A 16,007-nucleotide genomic window follows, 5' to 3' on the forward strand; every position below is an offset into this window, starting at 1 on the left:
ACCGGCGTGAACAAGGGGCGCTGCAACGGCGCCCAGCGTGGGAGTCGGGACGGGCTGGGGTCAGAAGGCCGGGACCACCGCGCCGGCATATTTCTTCTCGATGAAGGCTTTCACTTCCGGGCTGGTCAGCGCGGCGGAAAGCTTCTTCAGGGCGTCGCTGTCCTTGTTGTCCGGACGCGCCACCAGGTAGTTCACATAGGGCGAGTCGCGGTCTTCCAGGACCAGCGCGTCCTTGGCCGGGTTGAGCTTGGCCTCCAGCGCGTAGTTGGTGTTGATAAGGTCCAGGTCGACCTGGTCCAGCACGCGCGGCAACAGGGCCGATTCGAGTTCCTTGAACTTCAGGTTCTTCGGGTTCTCGGCGATGTCCTTGGGCGTGGCCAGGGCGTTGTTCGGGTCCTTCAGCTTGAGCAGGCCGGCCTTCTGCAACAGCAGCAGGGCGCGCCCGCTGTTGCTGCCTTCGTTGGGGATGGCGACGGTGGCGCCGTCGGGCAGCTCGGCCAGCGACTTGTATTTCCTCGAATAGCCACCGAAGGGTTCGACGTGTACGCCGACCACGGTGACCAGGTTGGTGCCCTTGCCTTTGTTGAAGTTCTCCAGGTACGGCAGGGTCTGGAAGTAGTTGGCGTCCAGGCGCTTCTCGGCGACCTGCACGTTGGGCTGCACGTAGTCGGTGAACACCTTGATCTGCAGGTCGACGCCTTCCTTCGCCAGGGTCGGCTTGATCAGCTCAAGGATTTCCGCATGGGGGATCGGCGTGGCGGCGACGATGAGCTTTTCCGCGGCGCTGGCGGAAACGCTGATGACGGAGGCCAGGGCAGTCAGCAGGAGCAGTTTTTTCATTCTTCGATCCTTGTAGGGCGATGTCCGCCGCTGCGCGCAGGGCGGTGAAGGAGGGGCGCCAACACGCGAGGGGCGGCTTGAAGGGGAGAGTAGCGACTCTTTTTATTCCATAAAAATATTATTTATTTATTTTTATATTCTATTAATGAATATGCGAGAGCTGAGGCAATTTGTCTCGCGACAACCGACCACAGCAGGACGGTCTAGGCTAACGGGTAAGATTTTCGTACCGAATTGCTCTGCATCAAGGCGGGTGGTCCGGGAATCTGCTTGCGACCCTTCCCGCATTCCTGCCATCCAGGGCTGCGGTCGCTTTCCAATGACAAGAACGATAGCTGAAGGATGTGTTCCAAAACCTTGCGTAGCGTTGCGCGTGAGGAAGCACGGCCGAATCCGCACGTAAGCCGGAAGGGCCGAGAACCTGAAGAGGAGTTGCCATGTTCGGATTGGAGGCTATCGACCTTGCCCGCATCCAGTTCGCGTTCACCGTGTCCTTCCACATCATCTTCCCGGCGATCACCATCGGGTTGGCCAGCTACCTGGCCGTACTGGAAGGCCTCTGGCTGAAAACGAACGAAGAGGTCTACCGCGACCTCTATCATTTCTGGTCGAAGATTTTCGCGGTCAACTTCGGCATGGGCGTGGTGTCCGGGCTGGTCATGGCGTACCAGTTCGGCACCAACTGGAGCCATTTCTCCGACTTCGCCGGGTCCATCACCGGTCCGCTGCTGACCTACGAGGTGCTCACCGCGTTCTTCCTCGAGGCCGGTTTCCTCGGCGTCATGCTGTTCGGCTGGAACCGCGTGGGACCGGGCCTGCATTTCTTCGCCACGGTGATGGTGGCGATCGGCACGCTGATCTCGACGTTCTGGATCCTCGCTTCCAACAGCTGGATGCAGACCCCGCAGGGCTTCGAGATCGTCGACGGCCGGGTGATCCCGGTGGACTGGGTGGCGGTGATCTTCAACCCGTCGTTCCCCTACCGCCTGCTGCACATGTCGGTCGCCGCGTTCCTCGCCACCGCCTTCTTCGTCGGCGCCTCGGCCGCCTGGCACCTGCTGCGCGGGCGCGACAACCCGGCGATCCGCAAGATGCTCTCGATGGCCATGTGGATGGCGCTGATCGTCGCCCCGGTACAGGCGCTGATCGGCGACGCCCATGGCCTCAACACCCTGGAGCACCAGCCGGCGAAGATCGCCGCGATGGAAGGCCACTGGGACAACAGCAGCGGCGAGCCGACCCCGCTGATCCTGTTCGGCTGGCCGGACATGCAGCGCGAGGAAACCCGCTTCAAGGTGGAGATCCCGGTGCTCGGCAGCCTCATCCTCAAGCACAGCCTGACCGAGCCGATCCCGGCGCTGAAGGACTTCCCGCCGGAAGACCGGCCGAACTCCACCGTGGTGTTCTGGTCGTTCCGGATCATGGCCGGCCTCGGCATGCTGATGATCCTGGTCGGCGTCTGGAGCCTGTGGCTGCGCTGGCGCGGCCAGGACAAGCTGTTCAACTCGAAGGCCTTCCTGCGCCTGACCCTGCTGATGGGACCGTCCGGCCTGATCGCGATCCTCGCCGGCTGGTTCACCACCGAGATGGGCCGCCAGCCCTGGGTGGTCTACGGGCTGATGCGCACCGCCGACGCCTCCTCGGCACAGAGCGTGACGCAGATGAGCCTGACCCTGCTGACCTTCGTGGTGGTGTACTTCTCGCTGTTCGGCGTCGGCATCGGCTACATGATGCGCCTGGTGCGCAAGGGCCCGGTCACCCATGAGGGACGCGAGACCAACCCGGGAGGCGCCGGGCAGAAGCGCACGCCGGCGCGGCCGTTGTCGGCCGCCGGCGAAGGTTTCGACGAAGAGCACGACGGCCACGCGCAAGCGGCCGACCGCGACCAGGACAAGAGGAACTGAGACATGGGTATCGATCTTCCCCTCATCTGGGCGGTCATCATCATCTTCGGCATCATGATGTACGTGGTGATGGACGGCTTCGACCTGGGCATCGGCATGCTCTATCCGTTCTTCAAGGACAGCGGCGACCGCGATGTGATGATGAACACCGTGGCGCCAGTCTGGGACGGCAACGAGACCTGGCTGGTGCTGGGCGGCGCGGCGCTGTTCGGGGCCTTCCCGCTGGCCTACGCGGTGGTCCTGTCGGCGCTCTACCTGCCGTTGATCTTCATGCTCGTCGGGCTGATCTTCCGCGGCGTCGCCTTCGAGTTCCGCTTCAAGGCCAAGCCGGCCAAGCAGCACATCTGGGACAAGGCGTTCATCGGCGGTTCGCTGGTGGCGACCTTCTTCCAGGGCGTGGCGCTGGGCGCCTTCATCGAAGGCATCCCGGTGGAGAACCGCAGCTTCGCCGGCGGTTCGCTGGACTGGATCGCGCCGTTCCCGCTGTTCTGCGGCCTGGCCCTGATCGTCGCCTACACCCTGCTCGGCTGCACCTGGCTGATCATGAAGACCGAAGGCCGCCTGCAGGAGCGCATGCACGACCTGGCGCGCCCGCTGGCGCTGGTGCTGCTGGCGATCATCGGGGTGGTCAGCCTGTGGACGCCGCTGGCCCATGCCGAGATCGCCGCACGCTGGTTCAGCCTGCCGAACCTGTTCTGGTTCCTGCCGGTGCCGATCCTGGTCCTGGTGACCTTCTATGCGCTGCTGCGCTCGGTGGCCAACAACGACCACGTGAAGCCGTTCGTGCTCACCCTGGTGTTGATCTTCCTCGGCTACAGCGGCCTGGGGATCAGCCTGTGGCCGAACATCATCCCGCCGGCGGTGAGCATCTGGGAGGCCTCGGCGCCGCCGCAGAGCCAGGGCTTCATGCTGGTCGGCGCGCTGTTCATCATTCCCTTCATCCTCGGCTACACCGCCTGGAGCTACTACGTGTTCCGCGGCAAGGTGAAGCACGGCGATGGCTATCACTGAGGAGGCGCCGCATATGGTCCGTACGCCGAGTCATCCCGAACGAGATAGCGCGGCCAAGCCACCGCTCTGGCGACGCCTGGCCTGGCTGGCGGGTATCTGGACCGCCAGCGTGCTGGCCCTGGGCGTCGCCGCCTGGCTGATGCGCCTGTTCATGAGCGCGGCGGGGCTGGGCGTCCCGCACTGATCGACGATCCCATCCGGGCGCTCCGGCGCCCTTTTCCGAGAGCCCTCCGCTGGAGGGCTTCTTTTTGTCCGCCGATCCGCCAGTGCTCGGTGTTGCGCCGTAGGGCGTCAATCCTCGCGTTCCCGCCTTGCACCATGGCGGATAACCGCGCTGCGGTTATGCGCCCTACGGGAGCCTTGGCGGCGGATGCGCCCTAGCGGCGCCTTGGTAGGGCGGATAACGACGCAGGCGTTATCCGCCGAATTGCCATGGCTTGGCGTTGCGCCGTGGGGCATCAGTCCTCGCGGCCCCTGACCCGTGCCAGTTGCTCCAGTCGCCCCAGGTAGTCGCGCGGGGTTTCGCCGAGCAGGCGGCGGAACATGCTGCTGAAGGCCCGCGTACTGCCATAGCCGAGGTCGCGGGCGACCACCTGCACGCTGTCGCCGGCCAGCAGGCGCGGCAGGGCTTCGGTCAGGCGCAGTTGCTGGCGCCACTCATGGAAGCTCATCTGCAATTCCTGGGCGAACAGCCGCGCCAGGGTGCGCGAGCTGGCGCCGACCCGCAGGCCCCAGTCATCGAGGGTCAGCCCCAGTTCCGGCTGTTTCAGCAATGCCTGGCAGATCGCCTGCAAGCGGCGGTCGCGGGGCATCGGCAGGTACAGCGGCATCCGTTCGAGGTTGGCGATCTCGCTGAGGATCAGCCCTTGCAGGCGCTGGCGGAAGTCGTCCAGGCGCGGCTGGCTCTCGAGGTGGATGGCGCGCAGGATCATTTCCCGCAGCAGCGGCGTCACCGCCAGTACGCAACAGTCGCTTAGCGGTGTCGGCGTTTCGGGTTGCTCGATGAACAGGGTGCGCATGTGCACCTCGCCGGACATGAATATCTCGTGCTCCACCCGGGGCGGAATCCATACCGCGCGGGTCGGCGGGATCACCCAGGCGCCGTGGTGGGTGGCCAGGCGCATCAGGCCGCGAGCGGCGTAGAGGAACTGCGCCTGCGGGTGGAAATGCCGCCCCAGGTGATGGCTGTCGGGGAAGTCGAGGGAGATGGCGGCCAGCAGGCCGTCCGGGCGGTGCTCGATCAGCATGTCCGTTTCGATGACCTCGCTGTCCTGTCTGCGCTTTTCGGTCAACCTATCATGCCCGGGTCATGACGCCCATTCCTCACCGACCATTCAGACCGCACGCCATGAACCGACCTCGAACCGTTATCCGCTTCATCAACGCCGCGCATGTCATCGACCACATGTTCATGCTGATCTTCCCCGCCGCCGTGCTCGGCATGGCCGGCAGCTTCGACCTCGACTACGCCGGTCTGATCGGCCTGTCGCTGGGCGGTTTCATCGCCTTCGGCGCCTGTTCGCTGCCGGCCGGCTGGCTGGGCGATACCTGGAGCCGGCGGCGGATGATGCTGCTGTTCTTCTTCGGCATCGGCGCCGCCGCGCTGCTCACCGGGCTGGCCGGCAGCGTACCGATGCTGGTGACCGGGCTGACCCTGATCGGGGTATTCGCCGCGATCTACCACCCGGTCGGCACCGCGATGCTGGTGGCACACGCGGAGAACCGCGGCCGCGAGATCGGCATCAACGGCATGTGGGGTAACCTCGGGGTCGCCTTCGCCGCGCTGCTTACCGGCTTTCTCACCGCGCACTTCGGCTGGCGCGCGGCGTTCATCCTGCCCGGCGGGGTGGCCATCCTGCTCGGCATCGGATTTTTCTTCTGCGTGCGCGAGGAGCCATCGCCGCACCTGTCGGCCAAGGCCGCGGCGCGTGGCGAGGACAGCGAGGGTCTGTCGATGCGCCGGGTGTTCGGCGTGCTGGCGCTGGTCACCGCCACCGGCGGGGTGGTGTTCAACGCCAGCACCGTGACCTACCCGAAGCTGTTCCAGGAGCGCCTGAGCGACTTGCTGGCGTCGCTGCAGACCCTCGGCGTGGTGGTCAGCCTGGCCTATGCCTTCGGCGCGGTGGCGCAACTGATCATGGGCCGCCTGATCGATCGCCTGAACCTGAAGTTGCCGTTCGTCTTCCTCACCTTCTGCCAGGTGCCGCTGCTGCTGGCCCTGGCCTACGGCCACGGCAGCGCGGTGGTGCTGTTCGGCGCGCTGTTCATGTTCGCGGTGTTCGGCCAGGTGACGGTGAACGACGCGATGGTCGCCCACTTCGTCGCGCCGCAGTGGCAGGCGCGGGTCTTCGCCCTGCGCTATTTCCTGTCGTTCGGCGCCAGCGCGGCGGCGATCCCGATGATCGCCTACCTGGAGCCACGGCAGGGGCTGCTGGGGTTGTACCTGGTGCTGGCGGGCTTCGCCGCGCTGACCTTCGCCGCGGCGCTGGTGTTTCCGCGTCCGGCGCGCAGCGCCGCGGTGGGCACCTGAGGAAGAGGGCGCCCGGACAGTGCGAGCCGGCCGGGCGCCGATGGCTCAACGCCGTATCAGAGCAGTTCGAGCGCCACGGCGGTGGCTTCGCCGCCGCCGATGCACAGCGAGGCGACGCCGCGCTTGCCGCCTTTCTGGCGCAGGGCGTTGATCAGGGTGAGGATGATCCGCGAGCCGGTGGAACCGACCGGATGGCCCTGGGCGCAGGCGCCGCCATAGACATTGACCTTGGCATGATCGAGGCCGTGTTCGCGCATGGCGAGCATGGTGACCATGGCGAAGGCTTCGTTGATCTCGAACAGGTCGACGTCGTCCTTGCTCCAGCCGGTCCTGGCGAACAGGTTGGTCATCGCGCCGATCGGCGCCAGGGTGAACTCGCTCGGGTCCTGGCTCTGGGTGGCATGGCCGACGATTCGCGCCAGCGGCTTCAGGCCACGGCGCTGGGCTTCCTCGGCGGTCATCAGGACCAGCGCGGAGGCGCCGTCGGAGATCGAGCTGGCATTGGCGGCGGTGATGGTACCGTCCTTGCGGAACGCCGGCCTGAGGCTGGGGATCTTCTCCAGGTTGGCGGTCAGCGGTTGCTCGTCGTCCTTCACCACGCTCTCGCCCTTGCGGCTGGTGACGGTGACCGGGACGATTTCCGCCGCCAGCGAGCCATCGGCGATGGCGGCCTGGGCGCGCTTGAGCGATTCGATGGCATAGGCGTCCATCTCCTCGCGGGTCACGCCGTACTTGTCGGCGGTCTCCTGGGCGAACGAACCCATCAAACGGCCGGTACGGGCGTCCTCCAGGCCGTCGAGGAACATGTGGTCCTTGATCTCGCCGTGGCCCATGCGCAGGCCGCTGCGGGCTTTCTCCAGGACATAGGGCGCGTTGGACATGCTTTCCATGCCACCGGCGACCATCACCTGGTTGGTGCCAGCCTTGAGCAGGTCGTGGGCCAGCATCACCGCCTTCATCCCCGAGCCGCACAGCTTGTTGATGGTGGTGCAGCCGGTGGCGGCGGGCAGGCCGGCCGCCAGCGCGGCCTGGCGGGCCGGGCCCTGCTTCAGGCCGGCGGGCAGGACGCAACCCATGATCACTTCCTGTACGTCCTCGGCGGCGATGCCGGCGCGCTGCACCGCTTCGCGGATCACGACGGCACCCAGGTCGACCGCGGAAACGCCGGCCAGGCTGCCCTGGAAGCCGCCCATGGGAGTACGGGCGCCGGCGACGATGACGATATCGGACATGGAACGTTACCTCTTGTTCTGGATAGGGTCTGAACGATTCAGTGGGCGGATTCTATCTTGTGACCGGGAGGCTCCGAAAGGTCACGGGGCAAATCACTCTTTTGACTGATGAACAAAGCCCGCCGACGGCTCTAGAGTCGGCCTCATCCTGACAACGAACCCGCTCCCAGGTGTACGCCCCATGCTGAAGACCCGTCTCATCCCGGCCGCCGCCGGCGCTTATCAGTATCCGTTGCTGATCAAGAGCCTGATGCTTTCCGGCCGTCGTTACGAAAAGAGTCATGAAATCGTCTACCGCGACCAGGTGCGCTACAGCTACGCCACCTTCAACGAGCGCGTCGCGCGCCTGGCCAACGTACTCAGCGAGGCCGGGGTGAAGGCCGGCGACACGGTGGCGGTGATGGACTGGGACAGCCATCGCTACCTGGAATGCATGTTCGCCATCCCGATGATCGGGGCGGTGCTGCATACCATCAATATCCGCCTCTCCCCGGAGCAGATCCTCTACACCATGAACCACGCCGAGGATCGCTTCGTGCTGGTGAACAGCGAGTTCGTCCCGCTCTACCAGGCGGTGGCGGGGCAACTGGCCACGGTGGAGCGGACCATCCTGCTCACCGACGGCACGGAGAAGAGCGCGGAACTGCCCGGCCTGGTCGGCGAATACGAGTCGCTGCTGGCCGCGGCCAGCCCGCGCTACGACTTCCCCGATTTCGACGAGAACTCCATCGCCACCACCTTCTACACCACCGGCACCACCGGCAATCCGAAAGGTGTGTATTTCAGCCACCGGCAACTGGTCCTGCACACCCTGGCGATGGCTTCGACCATCGGCAGCCTGGACAGCATCCGCCTGCTCGGTACCAGCGACGTGTACATGCCGATCACCCCGATGTTCCATGTCCACGCCTGGGGCACTCCGTACGTGGCGACCATGCTCGGGGTCAAGCAGGTCTATCCCGGGCGTTACGATCCGGAACTGCTGGTCGAACTGTGGAAGCGCGAGAAGGTCACCTTCTCCCACTGCGTGCCGACCATCCTGCAGATGGTGATGAACGCCAGGGCCGCCCAGGGCGTGGACTTCAAGGGCTGGAAGGTGATCATCGGCGGGAGCGCGCTGAACCGCTCGCTCTACGAGGCGGCCAAGGCGCGCGGCATCCAGCTGACCGCCGCCTACGGCATGTCGGAGACCTGTCCGCTGATTTCCTGCGCCTACCTCAACGACGAACTGCTGGCCGGAAGCGAGGACGAGCGCACCACCTACCGGATCAAGGCCGGCGTGCCGGTGCCGCTGGTGGATGCGGCGATCATGGACGAACAGGGCCGCTTCCTCCCGGCTGACGGCGAGTCCCAGGGCGAGCTGGTGTTGCGCGCGCCATGGCTGACCCAGGGGTATTTCCGCGAACCCGAGCGCGGCGAGGAGTTGTGGCGCGGCGGCTGGATGCATACCGGCGACGTGGCGACCCTGGACGGCATGGGCTTCATCGAGATCCGCGACCGCATCAAGGACGTGATCAAGACCGGCGGCGAGTGGCTGTCCTCCCTGGAGCTGGAAGACCTGATCAGCCGCCATCCGGCGGTACGCGAAGTGGCGGTGGTCGGGGTGCCCGATCCGCAATGGGGCGAGCGCCCGTTCGCCCTGCTGGTGGTGCGCGAGGGCCAGCAACTGGACGCCCGTGGCCTGAAGGAGCACCTCAAGCCTTTCGTCGAGCAGGGCAACATCAACAAGTGGGCGATCCCCTCGCAGATCGCGGTTGTTACCGATATTCCCAAGACCAGCGTCGGCAAGCTGGACAAGAAGCGCATCCGTATCGAGATCGCCCAGTGGCAGGAAGCCGGCAGCGCCTTCCTGTCGACCGTCTGACGGGGCTTTCCTACACCGCTGAAACGCCCGGAGGCCAAGCAAACGCTTGGTCTCCGCGTTTTCGCGACCGCCCGGTCATTCTCCATCCGCCGCAAAGGCGCGAGCCAGAGTGGTTGCGCCGCGCAAATCACACTTTCGAGGGATCAAGCGGCAGGCAGCGCTAGCTATAGTCCACGCACTCATAACAAAAAACACACATGGAGTAGCGTCGATGACAACCCGTAATCCGTTCTCGCGTCGGGCCCGGTTGCCGTTGGCCGTCAGCCTGGCTTCCTCGCTGGCGGCTCCGGCCTTTGGGGTGACCTTCAACATCGGGGAAATCGAAGGTTCCTTCGACTCGGCGTTGTCGGTCGGGGCCAGCTGGTCGACCGCCAAGCCGAACAAGAACCTGATCGGTGTGAACAACGGCGGCAAGGGACTTTCCCAGACCTCCGACGACAGCCACTTGAACTTCAAGCGTGGGGAAACGTTCTCGAAGGTCTTCAAGGGCATCCATGACCTCGAGCTGAAGTACGGCGATACCGGTGTGTTCCTGCGCGGCAAGTACTGGTACGACTTCGAACTGAAGGACGAGCACCGCGAGTTCAAGGACATCGACGACAGCGGCCGCAAGACCCTGGCCAAGTCCTCCGGCGCCGAACTGCTCGACGCCTTCATCTACCACAACTATGCCATCGGTGACCTGCCGGGCAGCGTGCGCCTGGGCAAGCAGGTGGTGAACTGGGGCGAGAGCACCTTCATCCAGAACGGCATCAGCGCCATCAACCCGATCGACGTCACCGCCTTCCGCCGGCCCGGCTCGGAGATCAAGGAAGGCCTGATCCCGGTGAACATGTTCTACCTGTCGCAGAACCTCACCGACAACCTGTCCGCCGAAGGCTTCTACCAGATCGAGTGGGACCAGACGGTGGTCGACAACTGCGGCACCTTCTTCTCCCAGCCAGACGTGGTGGCCGATGGCTGCGACCAGAACCTGGCGGTGCTGACCAACAACAAGGCGTCCATCAATCTGCTCAACAGCCTGTTGTCCGGAGCAGGTCTGGGAATCACTCCGTCTCCCTGGAACGAAGGGATCGTAGTGCAGCGTGGTCCGGATCGTGACGCTCGTGACAGTGGCCAGTACGGCTTCGCCCTGCGCTACTTCGCCGACGAACTGAACACCGAGTTCGGCGCCTACTACATGAATTACCACAGCCGCCTGCCGATCTTTAGTGGTCAGGGACCGTCCGCCGCGAAGATGGCGGCCATCAACAACTTTGCGACCAATATCGCTGCTATCAGTCCCAGCCTGGCTGCTCAGGCAGCGGCGGCAGCCACTGCGGGCAACTCCAATTACTTCATCGAGTATCCAGAAGACATTCGCATGTTCGGGCTGAGTTTCTCAACCACGCTGCCCAATGGTACCGCCTGGAGCGGTGAGGTCAGCTATCGTCCGAATGCTCCCGTACAACTGAACACCACCGATATTCTCTACTCCGCTCTGGACCCCGTGAATATCGGTGGTAGCCGGCCTTATGAGAACGCATCGCTGCTGAACGGTCGGCCGGGTGAGGACATGCATGGCTATCGGCGCAAGGAAATCACCCAACTGCAGACCACCCTGACGCACTTCTTTGACCAGGTCATGGGTGCCGAGCGCTTGACAGTGGTAGGTGAGATCGGCTGGACCCATGTCGGCGGGCTGGAAAGCAGTTCCGTCGTTCGTTACGGGCGTGATCCGTCATTTGGCTCCGGCCCGATGGAGGGAACGTTAAATGGCCTGAGCACTTGTTCAGGCTTAGCCGCAAGTGTGACGGGAAATCCGAACGCCAATAACGTCACTCGCTATTGTGAAAAAGACGGCTACACCACGACCGACGCCTGGGGTTATCGCGCCCGTGCGATCTGGGACTACAACGACGTGTTCATGGGCGTGAACCTCAAGCCCAGTGTGGCCTGGTCGCACGACGTCGATGGCTATTCGCCCGGCCCCGGCGCCAACTTCGAGGAAGGCCGCAAGGCGGTCAGCCTGGGGGTGGACGCGGAGTACCAGAACACCTACACCGCGAGCCTCTCCTACACCAACTTCTTCGACGGCAAGTACACCACCGTGGACGATCGCGACTTCGTCGCGCTCAGCTTCGGCATGAACTTCTGATGTACGCCGGCCCGGTGCGAACCGGGCCGGCGAGCAGGACTTAACGAGGACGACGAGCGAATGAAAACAACGAAGATTCTTCTGCATACCGGTGTACTGGCCCTGAGCCTGCTGGCCACCCAGGTGATGGCGGCGGTATCCGCCGACGAGGCGGCCAAGCTCGGCACCAGCCTGACTCCGTTGGGGGCGGAGAAGGCCGGCAACGCCGACGGCAGCATCCCCGCCTGGGACGGCGGCCTGGCGACCAACGCCGGCAGCGTCGACAGCCGTGGCTTCCTCGCCAACCCCTATGCCAGCGAGCAACCGCTGTTCACCATCACCGCGCAGAACGTCGACCAGTACAAGGACAAGCTGACTCCCGGCCAACTGGCCATGTTCAAGCGCTACCCGGATACCTACAAGATCCCGGTATACAAGACCCACCGCAGCGCCACCGTCCCGGCGGCGGTGCAGGAGGCGGCCAAGCGCAACGCCACCACCACCAAGCTGGTGGAAGGCGGCAACGGCCTGGAGAACTTCGATACCGCCAACCCGTTCCCGATCCCGCAGAACGGCCTGGAGGTGATCTGGAACCACATCACCCGCTATCGCGGCGGCAGCGTCCGGCGCCTGGTGACCCAGGCCACTCCGCAGGTCAACGGCTCCTACCAGCTGGTCTACTTCCAGGATGCCTTCACCTTCCGTACCAACCTGAAGGACTACAACCCGAACAAGCCGAGCAACGTGCTGTTCTACTTCAAGCAGCGGGTCACCGCGCCCTCGCGCCTGGCCGGTAACGTGCTGCTGGTCCACGAAACCCTCAACCAGGTCAAGGAGCCGCGCCTGGCGTGGCTCTACAACGCCGGCCAGCGCCGCGTGCGGCGGGCTCCGCAGGTGTCCTACGACGGTCCCGGCACCGCCGCCGACGGCCTGCGCACCTCGGACAACTTCGACATGTACAACGGTGCGCCGGACCGCTACGACTGGAAGCTGGAAGGCAAGAAGGAAATCTACATTCCCTACAACAGCTACAAGCTCGACGATCCGAAGATCAAGTACAGCGAAATCGTCAAGGCCGGCCACATCAACCAGGACCTGACCCGCTACGAGCTGCACCGCGTCTGGCATGTGGTCGCGACCCTGAAGCCGGGCGAGCGGCACATCTACGCCAAGCGTGACTTCTACATCGACGAGGACACCTGGCAGGCCGCCGAGATCGACCATTACGACGGTCGCGGCACCCTGTGGCGCGTGGCCGAGGCGCATGCCGAGCAGTACTACGACAAGCAGGTGCCCTGGTACGCGGTGGAAACCCTCTACGACCTGCTCTCCGGCCGCTATCTGGCGCTGGGCATGAAGAACGAGGAGAAACAGGCCTACGACTTCAACTACAGCGCTTCGGAAAGCGACTACACCCCGGCGGCGTTGCGCCAGGAAGGGGTGCGCTGAGAAACGGCGTTCCTAGCCACGAAGAAACCGGCCTTGTGCCGGTTTCTTCGTTTTCGCGGGCGGCGTGCCGCTCCGGCCGTCAATTCATTACAAAGTGTTTTACCGCCTCGCCCGCGGATTCCGTCGTCGCCATCCTCCCGGCGGGCACCTGTGTGGCCGGGAAACGTTTGCCGCGCCTGGACCGCGCCGGGAAACCGGTCTTTCCTTGGTTATCGAGCTGAAGCGCCGGTGCGCTATTTCGTCCGAGCCGATGGATAGTGCTTCAAATAGCCATCACTTGTGGTTAGTCTCCGGAGCGTTCACGCCCCATACATAAACCAAGAAACCGGGTGATGACTGACTTCTCGCGTACCTTCTCGGGCACTCCATCCGCCGTCCTGCCGACGGCCAACCGCTTTTTCCGCCCCCCGCTGCCGTCGGCCCATGTGGCGCGCCCGCGTCTTTGCCGTCGACTGCGCGACGGACTGGACGGTCGCCTGCTGCTGATCGCCGCGCCCGCCGGATTCGGCAAGAGTTCCCTGGCCATCGAGTTCTGCGAAAGCCTCGACCCGCGCTGGCAGAGCCTCTGGCTGGGACTGAGCAGCCGCGAGAGCGATCCCGGACGTTTCCTCGAACGCCTGCTCGATGGCTTGCGACAGTACCACCCGACCCTGGGCGAAGAGGCCCTTGGCCTGCTGAAGATGCGCCAGCGCCACCAGCCGTTCGCCTTCGAGACCTGGCTCGACGACCTGCTCGACGAACTCGGCCCCTGCCTGGACCCGCAGCGTCCCCTGCTGCTGGTGCTGGACGACTACCACCTGGCCCAGGGCGCGGTGCTCGACCGCTGCCTGCAATTCCTCCTCAACCACCTGCCCGAAGGCCTGGTGCTGCTGGTCACCAGCCGGCAGCGGCCGGACTGGCACCTGGCGCGCCTGCGCCTGTCGCGGCAATTGCTCGAACTCAGCGAACAGGACCTGCGCCTGACCGCCGAGGAGAGCGGGGCGCTGATGGCCGCCAGCGGCCTCGAACTCGACGAGGACGCGCTGGACGCGCTGCTCGAGCGCAGCGAAGGCTGGGTCGCCGGGCTGCGCCTCTGGCTGCTGGCGCGCGGCGATCCAGAGGCGCAGGTCAGCCCCGGGGTACACGGCGCCGACGAGCTGATCCGCGACTACCTGCTGGAGGAGGTGATCGAGCGGCAGCCGTCCGAGGTCCAGGCGTTCCTCGCCCAGACCGCACGCTTCGAGCGCTTCTGCGCCGAACTCTGCGATACCGTGCGCGAGGCCGGCGACAGCGCGGCGATCCTCGACCACCTGCAGCAGCACCAGGTCTTCCTCGTGCCGCTGGACGAAAACGGCCAGTGGTTCCGCTACCACCACCTGTTCTCCGACCTGCTGCTGGCGCGTCCCTTGCCCGACTTCGGTCCGTCCGCCGGCTCCCTGCACCTGCGCGCCTGCGGCTGGTTCAGCCGCCATGGCCTGCTCGACCAGGCGGTGGAGCAGGCGCTGCGCGCCGGCCAGCCGGACGTGGCGGCGAGCCTGGTGCAGAACCTGTCGGAAGAGCAACTGCTGGCGGAGCAGAACATCGCCACCCTGCTGCGCTGGAAGATGGACCTGCCGGACAGTCTCCTGGCGAGCACGCCGCGCCTGATCCTGCTGTACGGCTGGGCGCTGGCGCTGGCCTGCCAGCTGGATGCCGCGGAAGAGCTGGCTGGCCAACTGGCGCGTTTCCTGCCGGCGCCGGACGAGTCTGCGCAGCGCGACCTGCTGGCCCAGTGGCAGGCCCTGAGCGGGGTGATCGCGCGCGGCCGCGGCGACATCGACAAGGCCGAGGCGCACTGCCGCGAGGCCTTGCAGGACCTCGCCGGGGAGCGCTACGGCACTCGCCTGCAATGCCTGTCGACGCTGAGCAACCTGGCGGTGACCCGTGGCGACTTCTGGCAGGCGCGCAACTACAACCGCGACGCCCTGGAGTTCGCCCAGCGCTACGGCAACCCGCTGTTCGAGGCGCTGGTCCATTACGACCGCGCCCGCGTCCTCCAGGCGCGCGGCGAGGTGGCGCGCGCCGAGGAGGAGGTGCGCCAGGGCCTGGAACGCCTCCAGCACCTGCCGGCGCAACGCCGCTACGCGGTGCGCGGGCGGCTCCTGCTGTACCGCGGCTACCTGCGCAGCCTGGCGCTGCAGCCGGACGAAGCGCGCAAATGGATCAAGCAGGGAATCGAGGAAACCCGCAGTTGCCGGGATGTCAGCCTGGTGATCGGCTATTGCGTCCTGGCCAGCCTGGAAGGGCGCCTGGGCAACTACGCGGCGGCGTTCGCCCGGCTTGGCGACGTCGAGCGGCTGATGCATGCCTGGGATATCCCGCCGATCTACTACCTGGCGGCGATCACCCTGATCAAGTGCGAACTCTGGCTGGCCCAGGGCCAGACCGAACTGGCCGGCGTCTGGCTACAGCGCCTGGGCGGCACCTACGGCGGGCAGGCGGCCACGCCGCCGGAATGCAGTCCGCTGCTGCCGCTGCATGTGGAGTTGCTCCAGGCCGGCCTGGAGCGCCGCGAAGGACGCCCGGAGGAGGCCGCCCGGCGTCTGGATCGGCTGGCCCGCTCGACGCGGGAGAACGGCGCATTGCTGCCGGCTCGCCTGGCCCTCGGCCAACTGGCCGCGCTGCACCTGGAGCAGGGCCGCGAGCGCGAGGCGCTGGCGACCCTGCAACAAGCCATGGAGGGCGCAGTCGGCGGAGCCTTGCTGCCGCTCCACGAATTGCTCGTGCAGCAGCCGGAATGGTTGCGCGAACAGTTGCAGCGCTTCCCTGCCTGTCCCGGCGCCCAGCGCATGCGCGCGCTGTTGCCGGAGCCGCCCGCCGAGCCCGCGGGCAGTGCGGGCGAGGTGCTCAGCGGGCGCGAACTGGCGGTGCTGGAGCTGATCGCCCAGGGGTTGTCCAACCAGGAGATCAGCGAGCGGCTGTTCATCTCGCTGCATACGGTGAAGAGCCACGCCCGCCATATCAACGACAAGCTCGGCGTCGAGCGTCGCACCCAGGCGGTGGCGCGGGCCAAGCACATGGGGTTGTTGCGCTAGGCGCGCCA

The 16,007-nt window shown here is 65.6% G+C and carries 11 protein-coding genes; 8 read left to right on the forward strand and 3 right to left on the reverse strand.

Annotated features, from left to right (window positions below):
* Positions 1-60 precede the first annotated feature (60 nt).
* The gene (locus M6E97_RS01715; RefSeq protein ID WP_003093057.1) at positions 61-840 is read right to left on the reverse strand and encodes a MetQ/NlpA family ABC transporter substrate-binding protein; all 780 of its coding nucleotides are present in this window, start codon (positions 838-840) and stop codon (positions 61-63) included.
* 437 nt (positions 841-1,277) lie between these two features.
* Between M6E97_RS01715 and cioA the strand changes: the two genes are divergently transcribed.
* From cioA to M6E97_RS01730, 3 genes are read left to right on the forward strand one after another with little or no spacing between them, the layout of a single operon-like run.
* The gene (gene cioA / locus M6E97_RS01720) at positions 1,278-2,744 is read left to right on the forward strand and encodes a cyanide-insensitive cytochrome bd quinol oxidase subunit I (protein WP_003093054.1); all 1,467 of its coding nucleotides are present in this window, start codon (positions 1,278-1,280) and stop codon (positions 2,742-2,744) included.
* A gap of 3 nt (positions 2,745-2,747) precedes the next feature.
* Positions 2,748-3,755 carry a cyanide-insensitive cytochrome bd quinol oxidase subunit II gene (gene cioB / locus M6E97_RS01725; RefSeq protein WP_003093053.1) on the forward strand — a complete coding sequence of 336 codons (1,008 nt, stop codon included), beginning with the start codon at positions 2,748-2,750 and terminating at the stop codon, positions 3,753-3,755.
* Between the two features lie 13 nt (positions 3,756-3,768).
* Positions 3,769-3,939, forward strand: coding sequence for a DUF2474 domain-containing protein (locus tag M6E97_RS01730; RefSeq protein WP_003093052.1), 171 nt, complete (start codon positions 3,769-3,771; stop codon positions 3,937-3,939).
* A 274-nt stretch (positions 3,940-4,213) separates the two neighbouring features.
* Here the strand turns inward: M6E97_RS01730 and M6E97_RS01735 are convergent, their stop codons facing one another.
* Positions 4,214-5,002 (reverse strand): AraC family transcriptional regulator, encoded by a 789-nt coding sequence (locus M6E97_RS01735; protein ID WP_003137733.1) that lies wholly within the window; start codon positions 5,000-5,002, stop codon positions 4,214-4,216.
* A gap of 101 nt (positions 5,003-5,103) precedes the next feature.
* Here M6E97_RS01735 and M6E97_RS01740 point away from each other — a divergent pair, with 101 nt between their 5' ends.
* Positions 5,104-6,285: an MFS transporter gene (locus M6E97_RS01740; RefSeq protein WP_034004991.1), complete on the forward strand. Its 1,182-nt coding sequence runs from the start codon at positions 5,104-5,106 to the stop codon at positions 6,283-6,285.
* Positions 6,286-6,341: 56 nt separating this feature from the next.
* Here the strand turns inward: M6E97_RS01740 and M6E97_RS01745 are convergent, their stop codons facing one another.
* Positions 6,342-7,517 (reverse strand): acetyl-CoA C-acyltransferase, encoded by a 1,176-nt coding sequence (locus M6E97_RS01745; protein WP_003118278.1) that lies wholly within the window; start codon positions 7,515-7,517, stop codon positions 6,342-6,344.
* A 181-nt stretch (positions 7,518-7,698) separates the two neighbouring features.
* Here M6E97_RS01745 and M6E97_RS01750 point away from each other — a divergent pair, with 181 nt between their 5' ends.
* From M6E97_RS01750 to M6E97_RS01765, 4 genes are all read left to right on the forward strand, one after another.
* The gene (locus M6E97_RS01750; protein ID WP_034004993.1) at positions 7,699-9,381 is read left to right on the forward strand and encodes a fatty acid--CoA ligase; all 1,683 of its coding nucleotides are present in this window, start codon (positions 7,699-7,701) and stop codon (positions 9,379-9,381) included.
* 211 nt (positions 9,382-9,592) lie between these two features.
* Positions 9,593-11,518 (forward strand): DUF1302 domain-containing protein, encoded by a 1,926-nt coding sequence (locus tag M6E97_RS01755; RefSeq protein WP_015649519.1) that lies wholly within the window; start codon positions 9,593-9,595, stop codon positions 11,516-11,518.
* A gap of 60 nt (positions 11,519-11,578) precedes the next feature.
* Positions 11,579-12,946: a DUF1329 domain-containing protein gene (locus tag M6E97_RS01760; protein ID WP_003103009.1), complete on the forward strand. Its 1,368-nt coding sequence runs from the start codon at positions 11,579-11,581 to the stop codon at positions 12,944-12,946.
* Positions 12,947-13,278: 332 nt separating this feature from the next.
* On the forward strand, positions 13,279-15,999 hold the full coding sequence (locus tag M6E97_RS01765; RefSeq protein ID WP_033938981.1) for a helix-turn-helix transcriptional regulator: 2,721 nt from the start codon (positions 13,279-13,281) through the stop codon (positions 15,997-15,999).
* Positions 16,000-16,007 lie beyond the last annotated feature (8 nt).

Source organism: Pseudomonas sp. B111 (assembly GCF_026428275.1).
Classification (GTDB): domain Bacteria; phylum Pseudomonadota; class Gammaproteobacteria; order Pseudomonadales; family Pseudomonadaceae; genus Pseudomonas; species Pseudomonas aeruginosa.